The 14279-nt window shown below is 57.1% G+C and carries 11 protein-coding genes; 6 read left to right on the forward strand and 5 right to left on the reverse strand.

The window, feature by feature from the left end; all coding sequences use genetic code 11:
- The first annotated feature begins 2 nt into the window (after positions 1-2).
- From IF205_RS07140 to rlmH, 3 genes are read left to right on the forward strand one after another with little or no spacing between them, the layout of a single operon-like run.
- The gene (locus tag IF205_RS07140) at positions 3-614 is read left to right on the forward strand and encodes a nicotinate-nucleotide adenylyltransferase (RefSeq protein ID WP_259782598.1); all 612 of its coding nucleotides are present in this window, start codon (positions 3-5) and stop codon (positions 612-614) included.
- Positions 589-987: a ribosome silencing factor gene (gene rsfS, locus IF205_RS07145; protein WP_311195743.1), complete on the forward strand. Its 399-nt coding sequence runs from the start codon at positions 589-591 to the stop codon at positions 985-987. The genes IF205_RS07140 and rsfS overlap by 26 nt, the downstream gene beginning before the upstream one ends.
- Positions 988-1016: 29 nt before the next feature.
- A complete protein-coding gene (gene rlmH, locus IF205_RS07150; RefSeq protein WP_259782599.1) occupies positions 1017-1475 on the forward strand; it encodes a 23S rRNA (pseudouridine(1915)-N(3))-methyltransferase RlmH in 459 nt (152 codons plus the stop codon).
- Positions 1476-1484: 9 nt separating this feature from the next.
- Here rlmH and IF205_RS07155 read toward each other — a convergent pair whose 3' ends face one another.
- The 4 genes from IF205_RS07155 to IF205_RS07170 form a co-directional block, all read right to left on the reverse strand.
- Positions 1485-3065 (reverse strand): peptide ABC transporter substrate-binding protein, encoded by a 1581-nt coding sequence (locus IF205_RS07155; protein WP_259782600.1) that lies wholly within the window; start codon positions 3063-3065, stop codon positions 1485-1487.
- A 195-nt stretch (positions 3066-3260) separates the two neighbouring features.
- Positions 3261-3731, reverse strand: a complete 471-nt coding sequence (gene bfr / locus IF205_RS07160; protein WP_259782601.1) for a bacterioferritin — start codon at positions 3729-3731, stop codon at positions 3261-3263.
- Positions 3732-3817: 86 nt separating this feature from the next.
- The gene (bfr, locus tag IF205_RS07165; protein ID WP_259782602.1) at positions 3818-4285 is read right to left on the reverse strand and encodes a bacterioferritin; all 468 of its coding nucleotides are present in this window, start codon (positions 4283-4285) and stop codon (positions 3818-3820) included.
- A 333-nt stretch (positions 4286-4618) separates the two neighbouring features.
- Positions 4619-4828 (reverse strand): (2Fe-2S)-binding protein, encoded by a 210-nt coding sequence (locus IF205_RS07170; RefSeq protein WP_259782603.1) that lies wholly within the window; start codon positions 4826-4828, stop codon positions 4619-4621.
- Positions 4829-5116: 288 nt separating this feature from the next.
- Here IF205_RS07170 and IF205_RS07175 point away from each other — a divergent pair, with 288 nt between their 5' ends.
- Both IF205_RS07175 and IF205_RS07180 read left to right on the forward strand, forming a co-directional pair.
- Entirely contained in the window at positions 5117-6970 is a 1854-nt protein-coding gene (locus tag IF205_RS07175) for an autotransporter assembly complex protein TamA (RefSeq protein ID WP_259782604.1), read from the forward strand.
- Positions 6967-11358 (forward strand): translocation/assembly module TamB domain-containing protein, encoded by a 4392-nt coding sequence (locus IF205_RS07180; protein ID WP_259782605.1) that lies wholly within the window; start codon positions 6967-6969, stop codon positions 11356-11358. Before IF205_RS07175 ends, IF205_RS07180 begins: the two co-directional genes overlap by 4 nt.
- 66 nt (positions 11359-11424) lie before the next feature.
- On the opposite strand, the gene choX is transcribed toward IF205_RS07180, so the two are convergent.
- The gene (gene choX / locus IF205_RS07185; protein ID WP_259782606.1) at positions 11425-12378 is read right to left on the reverse strand and encodes a choline ABC transporter substrate-binding protein; all 954 of its coding nucleotides are present in this window, start codon (positions 12376-12378) and stop codon (positions 11425-11427) included.
- Positions 12379-12642: 264 nt separating this feature from the next.
- On the opposite strand from choX, the gene betC reads away from it, so the two are divergent.
- Complete coding sequence (gene betC, locus IF205_RS07190) at positions 12643-14202, forward strand: choline-sulfatase (RefSeq protein ID WP_259782607.1); 1560 nt, start codon at positions 12643-12645, stop codon at positions 14200-14202.
- The last annotated feature ends 77 nt before the right edge of the window (positions 14203-14279 follow it).

Genomic DNA, 14279 nt, shown 5'->3' on the forward strand with positions numbered 1-14279 from the left:
TGGTGAAAAAGCGTTCCTACAGGAAGGTCGGTTTGCTGGGCGGGTCGTTTAACCCTGCCCATGCGGGCCATCGCCATATTTCAATCGAGGCATTAAAGCGACTTGGCCTGGATGAGGTCTGGTGGCTGGTCAGCCCCCAAAACCCCTTGAAATCCGAGGCGGGGATGGCCACATTCGCGGCGCGACTGAATCGGGCGCGCGGCGTTGCCAATCACCCCCGTATCCGGGTAACGGATGTAGAGGAAAGATTGGGAAGCCGCTTTACCGCGGATACCGTGGGCTGGATGTCGCAACATTACCGCAATCATCGCTTTGTATGGTTGATGGGCGCGGACAATCTGACCCAGTTCCATAAGTGGGACCGGTGGCGGGAAATCGCAGGGACTGTTCCCATTGCTGTATTTGCCCGTCCGGGGTATGATTTAAGGGCATTGTCCGGGGTGGCAGCCCATGCATTGGCTGGGTCGCGAATACCGGAAAGTCGGGCGCGATCCCTGGCCGGGCATAAGCCGCCAGCCTGGGTGTTTCTGGCGATACGCCGTCATCCTGAATCCGCAACCAGATTGCGGCAAGCAGGAGCGGCATTACATGACGGAGAGGAAAGTCATAGCTAGCAAAAATGGGAAGGCCAATCCTTCCAACGCCTTGTTGAAACTCGTTGAAACGTCATTGGACGACGACAAGGCCCAAGCCGTTACGGTCATTGATCTGGCCGGAAAATCCAGCATTGCCGATTATATGGTCATTGCCTCGGGTACTTCATCCCGTCAGGTGGCCGCGATGGCTGACCACATTCTGGAAAAAGTCAAGGAAAGTGGCCAGGAAGGCGCGACCATTGACGGTAAGACCCAGGGTGACTGGATTCTGGTCGATGCCGGTGACGTTATTGTTCATCTTTTCCGCCCGGAGGTTCGTGCCTTCTATAATCTGGAGAAGATGTGGGGCATCGAAATGCCTGAGGAAATCGCGATCTACGCCCAGGCGTGATGGCCGGTTGATTGTAATCGGGTAACGTCATGCGTGTTCATGTAGTCGCGGTCGGCCGCGCCAAGCGCGGGCCGGAAAAGGTCCTCTTTGACGCTTATGTAGAGCGTATCCGCTGGCCCTTTCAGTTGCATGAAGTTGAAGAAAAGCGTCCGCTCTCCGGTCCTGAGCTCAAGGCCCGGGAGGCGGATTTGCTGTTGGGTGTTGTTCCTGACGGTGCGGTCGTGGTCGCCCTGGATGAGCGTGGCAAGGCCATGGGAAGCGAAGACCTTGCGGATCGTGTCGGTCAGTGGCGCGACGAGGGGCGTGGCGACCTCGTCTTTATCATCGGCGGTGCAGATGGGCTGGATGAGCGCGTGCGCGCCCGTGCGGACCTATGCCTGTGTTTCGGCAAGCTGACCTGGCCGCATATGCTGGTGCGTGGAATGCTGGCGGAACAGGTCTACCGCTGTCAGCAGATTCTGGCGGGTCACCCCTATCATCGGCGCTGACGGGGCGTATCAGTCCTCAAGACGAAGATAACGGGTGGCGTTGGGGGCCATGACATGCTCTGACCAGCCTTTGATCCGGGTTGATAGCAGGGCGTGGGTGACCCGCGAATAGAGCGGCACCGTCAAATAGTCCCTCATCAAAAGAAGTTCGGCCTCTTTCAGATATTTCATCCGCAAGTCGGGGGTGCTTTCTGCCAGGTCGAAAAGCCTCTCTACCTCCTGGTTGCCCGTTGGATACAGAGCCCGGTTGGAGCGGGGACTGTATAGATACAGGAAATTATAGGGGTCCTGATAATCGGCGCGCCAGGACCGGCGGATTATCTGGAAGTTACCATTGCGGATATCGGCCACAACCTGGTTGAAGGGTTTTTGGGTGATCGACAAATCCACAAAGATGTTCATCCAGAACCGTTTGGCGAGAACGGCCAGCCGTCGGCTTTGTGTGCTGTCTATGGTTGTCAATGTCAGGTGCAGCGGGCGGTCTTTGCTGTAACCGGCCTCTTTCATGAGCGCCACTGCCTGCGTCAGGGCGTCTTGCTGGGACCGGGCGGGGGCTGCTTCGGCGGCGTAGTCATGCATGCCGGGCACCAGACCGTAGGCAGGCGTTTCCTTGCTGTTGCGCGTGCGGACAAGGGCGTTGCGGTCAATGGCCAGATAGAGGGCCTGGCGGACCCGGCGATCACTAAGCGCGGTTACGTTCGGGTTCAGCAGAAACATGCTGAGCGATAAAACAGGCTGTGAGTGCACAACAAAATCATTGGCGTGATGCAGGCTGTCCACCTGGAAATAGGGGATAGCCTCCGCAAGGTCGGCATGTCCTCCAATTACAAAACGACCGGCGGATTGGCCTTCCGGTACATGGAGGAATTGTACCTCGTCAATGGTGACGCGACTGTTGTCGAAGAATTCCCTGTTGCGCGTTAGTGCGATCTTATCCTTGGAAATATACTGCAGCCGATAGGCACCGTTGCTGAACATATTTTCCGGTGCAGCCCAGCGGCTGCCTTTGCTGCGATACAGGTGGCTTGGCACCGGAAAGGCGGGCGGGCGGGCAAGTAATTCCAGAAAATACGGGGCGGGCGAGGTCAGCCTGATACGCAGTGTCTGATCGTCAAGAGCCGCCACGCCTGTTTTAAGCGATGCCAGCTTTTCCAAGCTGATCGGCTCCGCCAGTTCGGCGAAATTCTGATGGTTTTCTATGATGCTGTAGTTTCCAGACAGGGATGCCTTCGGACCGATGGCGAACAGCCGTGCGAAGGCCAGTTGGAAATCCCCTGCCGTGACGGGTGTGCCGTCCTGCCAGCGGGCGTCCGGCCTGATATGGAAGGTGTATTGGCGACCGTCTTTGGAAATGTCCCAGGATTCCGCCGTGCCCGCAATGATGCTACCGTCCGGCCCAAGAGCTGTCAGACCCAGGAAAAGATCGTTGAGGACGCGGGAGTCCATGCTGGTCTTCTGGCGTTGGGGGTCGAGGCTGGTCGGCATGCTGTTGGTCGCGCGGCGTAGCGTGCTATCCGCGAAGGAGGGAGATGACCACATCAGATTCCCTGCGATCAACAGGGTAATAAACCATACTGCCTTGAATACCATAGCGCCCCAGCCATACTGTATTTGGTATCTCGTTACCACTTTTGGATATTCATGATAAAGGCTAATTAGCTAAAAACGTAAATTTTATACATCTGTATGGCAGCAGCTTGCCTTTGCGCCGGCTGACAAAAAAAAGGCCCGGGGCGGATAACCTGCCCCGGGCCGATTGACTGGCTGATGTAAAGGCGTGCGCCGTCAGCTCATCTGGTGCTGCATATAATTCTGCAGGCCCGCCTTGTCGATCAGGCCCAGCTGCTGTTCCAGCCAATAGGCGTGATCTTCCTCGGTATCCTTCAGCAGGGGCATCAGGATGTCGCGGGTACCGTAATCCTGTTCCTTTTCGCAAAGCGCGATGGTGTCTTTCAGGGCTTGTGCGACCTGATACTCATAGTCCAGGTCGCTTTGCAGCATCTCGGGAACCGTCTTGCCGATATTCAGGGCGTCGCGGCTGGCGACATCCGGCATGCCTTCCAGGAAGAGGATGCGTTCGATCAGCACGCGCGCATGTTCCAGTTCCTCTTCGCGCTCATGCTCGAGGCGCGTATACAGCTTCTCCAGGCCCCAGTCCTTATACATCTGGGAGTGTACGAAATATTGGTCGGAAGCGGACAATTCACCGGTCAGCAGCTTGTTCAGCGCGTCGATAACCTGCGGGGAGCCTTTCATGGCAAACCTCTTGATGCGTTATTGTGTTGAGCAGGGGAAAGGGGCGGCTGCACGGTCGGCAGCCGCCGGGTAGAAGATGTTTGCTGTCAGGACATCTGGGACTGGTGGTAGTTCTGTTCGCCAACCATGTCGATCAGGCCAAGCTGCGTTTCCAGGAAGTCGATATGTTCTTCTTCCTCTTCCATGATGTGTTCCAGCAACTCGCGGCTGACATAGTCCTTGATGCTTTCCGCATAGGCGATTCCGTCCACCAGATCCTTGCGGTTCGCCATTTCCAGTTTCAGGTCGCTTTCCAGCATTTCGCGGATGGTCTCGCCGATCATCAGCTTGCCCAGGTCCTGCAGGTTCGGCAGACCTTCCAGGAACAGGATACGATCGATCAGCTTGTCCGCATGTTTCATTTCATCGATGGACTCTTTGACTTCCTTTTCGCCCATCTCTTCCAGCCCGCGGTCCTTCAGCATCTTACCGTGCAGGTAATACTGGTTGATCGCGGTCAGTTCATTAAACAGCACCTTGTTGAGGTGCTTCAGCATTGTTTTGTCGCCCTTCATCCGTCCGTCTCCACCTATTTGATTATATGCCAATCCGTCTCCGCGTCCTGTGGAATGGATGCGGCTTCGATCCTGTACCCAATCTACGCCGGAAAATATTGATTTCAATAGAAAAGTAAGTAATTGATAATCGTTTTCAATATTTTTTTATTTTGAAACCGATAATCGTTATCATATTTAAAATAATGAGAAGTATAGGGGGAAATACTTTATTTAATTTTACTTTGAGGAAATGTGCTTCTTGATCGGTTGTTTGCATTTTTCTTGATATAAAGAAGGCCTCCGCAGCCGGGCTGGGAGACCTCAAAATAAAACCTGTCTGATCAGGGGGCGTTAGACTTTACTGGGGGCCAGCAATGCATTGCCGCCAGCGCAGGCGCTGCCTGCATCCTCGCGCAGCATATCCTTGATATGACAACCGCATTTTCCACATTGCGGCGCACATTCATGGGCGCGGTATACGGCCGCCACAGTGCGCGCACCACTGTCGGCGGCGCTTCGGATATCACGGTCAGTCAGACCATTACAAAGGCAGATGTACATACTCAATTACCTGCAATTGCGAACAGGTCGCAATATTAGCTGTAATTGCGAGTCAGAGTCAATACGAAAGTGTGATTTAAAATGTTATGGCGACGGTATGGCAATTAAGGTTTTGTCGTGTCGCGCAAGCGGGAACCATTGTACGGCTGTATCTATCTGATAAAGTGACTAAAGGGGCTTGCTGCATCATGGTTTGATGCCCATTTTCCGGTGGTTTCAGGGGAATGGGCAGGCGCATTTGGAAGGTGGGCTTTCTTTTTGGGTATATTGGTCAAGCAGTTTGGTTCTTTGCGGAAGGGTGGATTTCCGGCCCTTCTTCTGGCCTTTGCCTTAGGCGGCTGCAGTCTGTCCCAATCCCTGTTGCCGGAAGAAAAAGACAGCTCTCCCGTGGCCCTGGAAGATGCCCAGCGTCAGTCCCTGCCTTATGAAGTCCATATCAACGGCGTCGAGCAGGAAGACGGGGCCTTGCTGGCGCAGTTGCAGGAGGTGAGCAACGCGATCCGGCTTGAGGACCGGCCACCGTCGAGCCGTGTCGGGCTGCAGAGGCGGGCAGAAGACGACCAGGAGCGCTTTGTCACTGTTCTCAAATCTTTCGGATTTTACGATGCGACTGTCGATTTTGATGTGTCGCCGGAAACCTCGGCAGCGGAAAAGGTTCAACTGACCTATCGGATCGACCCGGGATCGGTCTATTTGCTGGCGGAGGCTGAGATCGCCTTGGTCCGCGACGGGCACAGTGAACGCCGCCCCCTGACGGATGCGCAAATGGAAAAGACCGGCCTGCAACTTGGTATGCCGGCGAAGGCCGACCCGATTATCGAGGCGGAAAAACAGGTTGTGGAATTCGTTCGCCGTGAGGGCTTTCCCCTGGCGCATGCGCAAAAGCGAAGCGTGATTGCCGATACCGAGAGGAAGACGCTTTCCGTTACCTATCGGATAGAGGCGGGAGAAAAGGCGGTCTTCGGGGACACGAGGGTTTTCGGGGCGACGGAGGTCGATAGCGACTTTATTGCCAGCTACCGGGAGTGGGAGCGTGGCGCGCAGTTCGATCCGGAGCAGGTGTCGGACATGCGAACTCAACTGGCCCGATCCAACCTGTTTGAATCGGTTACGGTCAAACCTGCCAAGGCGGTTACGCCTGACGGCGAAATCCCGATGGAGGTCGAGGTTGTCGAACGGAAGCACCGGACCATTGGTGGTGGCGTGGACTATTCGACGGCTGACGGGCCGGGTGCCAATGCGTTTTGGGAGCACCGGAACCTGATGGGCGCGGGGGAGCGTTTGAGGCTTCGCCTGAAGGCATCCGCGCTTGAACAGGGCGGCGAGGCCGATTTCCGCAAACCGCAATTCCTCAGGGACAGGCAGCGTCTGGTGGCGGAAGGCGAGGCAAAGAATTTCGATACAGAAGGCTATCAGGGGGTGCTCGCCAGCGGTTTTCTGGGCGTGGAACGTGAATTATCGAAAACCTGGTCTGCTACGGTCGGTGGTGTTCTTGAATATTCCGACCTTGCCGGGGCAAACTCGCCGAATGAACAATTTTATCTCGGCGGGCTTCGGACGATGTTGCGCCGGGACAGTACGGATAACCTGCTTGATCCCAGCAAGGGCAGCCGGTCGGAGATCGAAGTCGCGCCCTATACCAGCCTGACGGGGAAATCCTCCCAGTTTGTGCAGGTGGCATTGGGCGGTTCTCGCTATTACTCCATTGATGAGGATAAGAAGTGGATTATCGCCGGGCGCGGGCGTGTGGGTATGATTTTCGGCGATGAACTGGAGGCACTGCCCTCGAACAAACGCTTCTTCTCCGGTGGTGGTGGGACCGTGCGTGGCTATGAGTTCCAGTCCATCGGGCCGCTTGACGGGGAAAACGAGCCGACCGGAGGCCGCTCCACCATTGACCTGGGGGTGGAGCTTCGCGCACGCCTTACAGAAGATATCGGCCTTGTTCCCTTTATCGAGGGCGGCAATGTCTTTGACACCAGCACGCCAGACAGTTTCGATTTGTTCTGGGCCGCCGGACTGGGCATTCGATATTACACCGCGGTGGGCCCGTTGCGCTTCGATGTCGCGATCCCCCTGGATAAGCGGGACAATATCGACGACGATTTCCAACTCTATTTCAGTATCGGGCAGGCGTTTTGAGTAGCGGGCCCAAGGATGTCAGCCATGACGTGATCGCCAAGCCCTCCGTCTGGCGGAAGGGTGCTGTCTATGTGGCCGCGGCCCTTGTGGCGCTGGCGGCTCTCATCGCCATCGCGGGAAGCGGCCCCGTTCTGCGACTGGCCCTGCCGACGGTCAACCATCTGCTGTCCGGGGCTGTGGACGGGCGGTTTGAGTTGCGCGGCCTGTCCGGCAGTCTCTGGTCCCGGCTTGCGGTGGAAGAAATCAGCCTAGAACAGCCCCAATCCGGATTGGCCGTGGATGGTGAGGGCTTTGTGCTGGACTGGTCGCCGCTGGCGCTTTTCACAGGTGTTCTTCGGGTTGATCAACTGGAGTTGGGAAGGCTGGCGGTCACATTGCCGACAGCCTTCGACAGTGGCAGCACCAAGACGCAGGACGGGGGCGGTATGCCGGTTCTGCCGTTGTCACTGCGAATTGGCCGGGTGGATATACCCGAGATTGCGGTTACAAAACCGGATACGGGGCAGGTCTATTTATACTCGCTGTCTGCTGCCGCACAGGTCGAGGATAATCAGGATGCACGACTTCATCTGAACCTTGAACCCAGCGGAGATGAGGCGGATTTTCTTCGGGCCGAGGTTGGCTACGAGGCTGATGCTCGCAATCTGGATATAGATGTTAAGGGGGCATTTGCCCGGGACGGCCTCGTCATGGCGTTGGCGGGGTTGCCGCCTGCGCAGGCAACGGACGTAGATTTCACGCTTGCGGGGAAGGGTGCGCTTGAAGATTGGCACGGTGCCGTGCGGGCCGAAGCGGCGGACAGGGGAATGCTGTCGGGCGATGTGACCCTTGGATATCGCGAGACGGGTTTCCCCTTTTCCTTTCAGGGAGAGGCGAGTGTCGCCGAAGGCCTGACGCCTGATATCCCGGTGGCCCTGACCCAGGGCATTGCGGTTGAGGCTGCTGGTCAGATGTCAAAGTCCTTCGGCCAAATCCGTGATATCAAACTCAATATCCGCCAGGGTGACTATGTCGATACGGAGGTTTCAGGAAACCTGAATCTTGAAGACAGCCGCCTTTCGATCAGACTTCGCACAGACCTTGCCCCCGGCCTTGCGCCTCTGCTTGCCCTGCCGGTTTCCTGGCAGGGGATGACACTGAATGCCGGGGCGGAAGGGCCGCTTGCTGCACCTGTCATCAATGCCGATGTTACCGGTTTGGATGTGGTGGCGGATGGCGTTTCCGCCGATGCGCTGTCTGTCATCGGTCAGGCGTCGCCTGCTGAGGATGGCTGGGCCGTGGCGCTGGACCTTGCATCGACAGGGCAGGAATGGACATCTCAACCCCTGAACGACCTGCTGCCAAAGGCCTTGACGGCCGCGTTGGCGGCCCGGCTGTCTGAAGATGGACGTCATATTGACCTGACAAATCTTGATCTGCCTGCCCTGGCGCTTTCCGCCAGCGGTTCGGCGGAACGCGACAGCGACGGAAATATCGCGGACCTCGCCCTGACGGCGGATATGGCCGACCTGTCGCGGGTGGCCCCGCTGACCGGCCTTGACTTGAGCGGTGCGGGCAGCCTGCGCCTCACAAAGGCGCATTGGACGCCTGACGGTGGTAATGCGCAGCTCAGCGTGAGTGGACAGGGCCTGTCCTGGGGGCTGGCGGAACTGGATCACATCATCGGCGAGGCTCCTGACCTGCAGGCGGTTTTATCCCTGACCAAAGACTTTGATCTCATTGTTCCGCAGTTCGACGGGACCGCGGCACAGGCAAAGCTACAGGGTAATCTCAGGCTGACGGATGCTTTCGGTCGGATCGGGACGGATTTCACCGTAGATGCCGCACCCGGGATCGTGCCGCCCGGCATCGACGTCGGGCTTGCCAAGGGGGCGACGGTTATCGGCAAGATCGCCGGGCCGGTTGCGGCCCCGACCGGAGCCGTCGATGTCAATCTCCCTCAGATCTCTGCCGGCGGTGAAACGCTTGATGCTGTGACAGTTCACAACGTGCTCACGTGGTTGGACGATGGCAGTCCCAAACTGGCCTCCGAAGGAAAACTCAAATTGCGCGGGCGTGCTTTTGCGGCCTCTGCACAGAGCGTCTTTGCGCCGGACCGGTTACAGGTGGATAAACTTTCCCTGACGTCGCAGGGGATGGCCGTTTCCGGGGCGCTGTCCATGCCTGATTATGGTCTGCCGATGTCGGGAAGGCTTTTGGTCGGGGAGCTCGACGCCGGCCTGCTGGCGCTGTGGGGCATCCCGGTCAATAAAGGGGCCACGCGGGCGCAGATTGATTTCCTTCCCGACGGTGTGCGCCAGTCCATTAAGGTTACGGCCTCGGTGCGGGACCTGGAGGCCCTCTCGGGGGAGGGGCCGTCGGTGCATATTGGTGCCGTCGGGCTGGACGGGCGCGTCGATGATGCTTTTGGCTCCCCCTATATGGATTTGGACGGTTCGACGGAAAACCTTGCCTATGGTGACGTGAAACTGGATCAGGTCAAAGTCGGGGCCAAGGGCACTTTGATCAATCTTGCGGTCGATACGGACCTGTCCGGCCATTTTGCCGGGGACTTGCCCCTGACCTTGAAGGGCCACGCGGCTGTTGCTCTGGACAAGGGGCAGAAAGTAACACTTCCCGACGTTCGGATAACCATAGGTGATCAGGCGCTAAGAAACGACGGGCCTATAGAGTTCAGCAGCGGAAAGGCGGGCGATCTCAACCTGTTGGCGGCGATCGTGGAAGAGGGCGGTGGCCGCCTGTCGATGGATATGTCTGTTCGCCCCTCGAAATCAGCCGTGCTGCGGGTTTCGGGCAAGGAAATCCACCTGGGGCCTTGGGCGAAGTTATTCCAGGCCCCGGCGATCAGCGGCCAGGGGGCGGTAGAACTGGACTATCGCGAAACAGCAGGACAGACGCCTGAGGCCCATGTCAACGCCAGCATCAATGAAATCGGTCTGGATCGTGCTGGTGACATGCCGTCTTTTGATCTGCGCCTGAATGGCAATTTGGCGGGACAGGCATTTGATGGAACAGTGACCGTCAGTCATGCCGCTATGCCCATTGCGCAGGCAGAGGCGCATATGACGATCGGCCTGTCATTGCTTGCGCCGAAACTGGTGTTTTCGGAGACCGATCCGGTGTCGGCGACGGTGATGCTGGATACGGAAATCGGTGATTACTGGCAATATGCGCCTTTGCCGGACCATGTCCTGTCCGGTCATCTGACCATGAATGCACGCCTGTCGGGAAGCCTGAAACAGCCTGAGGTCAACGGGTCGCTGGCTCTCAAGAATGGGCAGTATGAGCATCTTCATTATGGAACGGTGTTGCGCGATATCGATCTGTCCGGCGTGATCGAGACCAACAGGCTGATGATCGACAGGTTGAGTGCCAATGACGGTGGCGGCGGCGAGGTGACAGGCAATTTCGACCTGACACTGGGGCAGGATTGGAAGCCGTCATTTAAAGGACATCTGCAGACGAGAGACGCCGCCCTTGTCCGCCTGGACGAATTGCGGGCATGGGCGGATATCGACCTGGATGTGACGGGAGATGCCGCGGGTGCCAATCTGAAAGCCCAGACGACCGTGCGGCGGGGTGAGGTGGACCTTGCCGTTGCCCTGCCGTCGACCGTGCCAAGCCTGGATGTACAGAACCTCAAGGATGTAAATCAGGAAGCGGAGAAACCCAAGGAAGCCGGTTATCCGGTCACGCTGGATGTGACCGTTGATATCCCCGGTCAGATGTTCGTGCGGGGCAAGGGGCTGGATTCGGAATGGCAGGGTAACCTTCGCATTACGGGCGCGGCCGATGCCCCGCAGGTGGTCGGCAGTATGAAAGCCCTGCGGGGGCAACTGGATGTGATCGGCAAGACATTCACGGTTGGGGATTCCGTCATCGCCTTCACCGGTGCCCAACCGGTTGATCCGTTGTTGAATATTGCGGGCGTCCACCGCGCCGATGATCTCACGGTAACAGCGGCCTTTACAGGGCCTGCCAGCGCACCTGAACTGGCGCTGACATCCGATCCCGCCCTGCCGCAAGACGAGATTTTGTCGCGAATTCTATTCGGCAAATCCCAGGGCAGCCTGACTGCGGTCGAGGCGGTTCAACTGGCCAATGCGGCAGCGGAACTGTCAGGGGGCGGCAGTGGGCTGGACGTGATCGGATCGATCCGGCGTTTGATCGGTGTCGACGTGTTACGCGTCGAATCCGGAGACGAGGGACCGACGGTCCGCGCCGGGGAATACCTGACGGACGATATCTATGTCGGCACCAAACAGGGAAGCACGACCGGGTCGACGGGGGTTGAGGTGGAAATAGAACTGACGCCGCATATCAAGGCCACAACGGAATCCACGGCCGAAGACAGCAAGGCGGGCCTGCAATTCAAATATGACTACTGACAGCAGATGAGAGAACGAGGGCGTTTTCGGCCCTCGATCTCCTGATCGGTGTAGCAAGGCTTGAACTTATTCGGCGAGGGCCTGCCTGACCTTGCTGAGGCCGTCGTTGCCGTCGCGGGTCATCACATCCTTCAACCAGCCTTCAAGGGCGTCCGGGTGCTTCTGGAGCCAGGCTTTCGCGGCGACATCAGGCTCTTCGCCTTCGGCAATGAGCCCCATGATCTCATTTTCCATCTTCAGGGAATAGGTTAGCTGTGACAGCAGCTTTCCGACATTGGGGCACAGATCGCTATAGCCTGCGCGGGTGACCGTGTGAACCGTGGCTCCGCCATAATTCGGGCCAAACCAGTCGTCACCGCCATCCAGATAGGTCAGGTCAAGCTGCACATTCATCGGATGTGGTTCCCAGGCCAGCATGACATAGGGCTGCTCACGCCGGTTCCTGCGCAAGGCGGCTGACAGCATTCCGGCCTCCGACGACGGGGTGACGCTGAAATCCTTAAGGCCGAATGTATCGGTCTCTATCATTTTGAGGATTTTGGCATTGCCCTGATTACCGGATTCCAGTCCCAGGATCTGACCATCCAGCTCGTCCTTGAACTTGGCGATATCGGCAAAGCTTTTCAGCCCTTTGTCTGCCAGATAGGTCGGCACCGCCAGGGTATATTTTGCACCGTCCAGGTTCTTTTTCACATGCTCTACTGTTCCCTTGTCCATATAGGGTTTGATGAGCTTCTGCTGGGCGGGCATCCAGTTGCCGAGGAAGATGTCGATATCGTTGTTCTGCAGGCTCTGATATGTGACCGGCACGGAAAGTGTTTTCAGGTCGACGTCATAGCCAAGCGACGTCAGCAGGAAGTTCGCCACGCCGTTTGTCGAGGAGATATCCAGCCATCCGACATCCGAAAGCCGCACTGTCTGACATTGCTTTGGGTCCTGTGCCCAAGCGCCGGTGCTGGTGGCGATTACTGAAGCGGCAAATGCGGATGCCGCGAAAAGGCCTTTGATTGTATGCTTCATTTATTCCGTCCCTATTCTGATTCTTGTGCCTGACTGGCCGCCAGAAAGGGTAGCGGTCGAATTTGTTTGAAAAAGCGATATTACTTGACCGTATTAATCGGAAATTTAGATGCAACTATAAGCCTTTAGCGGTTAATCGGAAAAAGCGATTATATTCCCAAATATAAATCGCTTTTTTTGTGGGCTGAATGTTGATCACTAGAGGGATGCAGATGTGGTTCCCGTGAACCATCCGGATGGCTCAGTTCAGTGTTAGGCATAATCATGGCGAATAGAGAAGACAGCGGCCCGATGAATATCCTTATTCTCATGGCAGACCAGCTTTCCGCTTTCGGGGTCGGCGCATATGGCAATTCAGTCGTCAAAACTCCGGTGATGGATCGCCTGGCGGGCGAAGGCGTTGTCTTCGACAATGCCTATTGCAACAGCCCGCTTTGCGCACCGGCGCGCTTTACCATGATGACGGGGCAGAACGCGCATCGGATCGGCGCCTATGACAATGCTGCGGAACTGCCTTCGCAGGTTCTGACCTATGCCCATTATCTGCGTTACATGGGCTACAAGACCAGTCTTGCCGGCAAGATGCATTTCATCGGCCCGGATCAGTTGCACGGCTTTGAACGCCGTTTGACGACCGATATCTATCCGGCTGACTTCGGCTGGGCGGCGGACTGGGAAATGACCGACGACCGCTTCGACTGGTGGTATCACAACATGTCCAGCGTCAAAGAGGCCGGGGTGGCCCATGTCACCAACCAGTTGGACTATGACGACGAGGTAGGCTACCGGGCTGTCCGGGAACTCTATGACTTTGCCCGCGACAAGGACCCGCGCCCTTTCATGATGACTGTGTCTTTCACGCACCCTCATGATCCCTACACAACGCGGGAAAAATACTGGAACCTGTATGATAACGACGAAATCGACCTGCCGTCGGTTCCGGCCATTCCCTATGAAGACCAGGACCCGCACAGCAAGCGCCTGTACCATGTGAGTGCGATCAACGATGTGGAGATTACCGAACAGGATATCCGCAATGCGCGGCGGGCCTATTACGGTAACACCTCCTATGTGGATGAATGGTTCGGCAAGATTATGGACGCGCTGGAGAATACAGGCCAGGCGGACAACACCATTGTTATCGTGTTGAGCGACCACGGCGATATGCTGGGAGAGCGCGGCCTGTGGTATAAGATGTCCTATTTTGAACGCTCGTGCCGAATTCCTTTCATCGTTCATGCACCGGGCCGGTTCGAGGCCAAACGGGTTGCCAATAATGTGTCCCATATTGACCTGCTGCCCACGTTGGTGGATCTGGCGGGCATGACTGGCGGCGTGGAAAAACCGGACTATCCGGACCCGGTGGACGGGCGCAGCCTGCTCGGCCTGTTGAATGGTAAGGCGAGCGACGACGAGGATGAGGCGATCGGCGAATATATGGGCGAGGGTTCCGTTGCCCCGGTCTTCATGATCAGGCGCGGCCGCTACAAATATATCTCCTGCGACTGCGATCCGGCCCAGCTTTATGACCTGGAGGCCGACCCGAATGAACTATCCAACTTGTCCGGCCATTCCGACTATGCGGATCTGGAAGCCGCCTTCGAGGCGGAGGTGGCGGAACGCTGGTCCGTGGAAGAAGTGTCCGAGGCCGTCATGCGAAGCCAGCGTATACGTCATCTCATCTTCAAGGCAATGACCAAGGGCGAATTCACTCCTTGGGATTTCCAACCCTTTAGCGACGCCTCCCAACAGTTCATGCGTAATCACATGGACCTGAACAAGGTGGAGGCGGAACGGCGGTATCCTCCGGCGAAAGGCGTATGAATGCTCCCTGCTGAATTCGCCGGATGAGGACGGTCAGCCCCCGCTGTGGGGCTGACCGTTTTTTATCCATGGTGTAA

The sequence above is a fragment of the Aestuariispira ectoiniformans genome (genome assembly GCF_025136295.1).
GTDB classification, from domain to species: domain Bacteria; phylum Pseudomonadota; class Alphaproteobacteria; order UBA8366; family Aestuariispiraceae; genus Aestuariispira_A; species Aestuariispira_A ectoiniformans.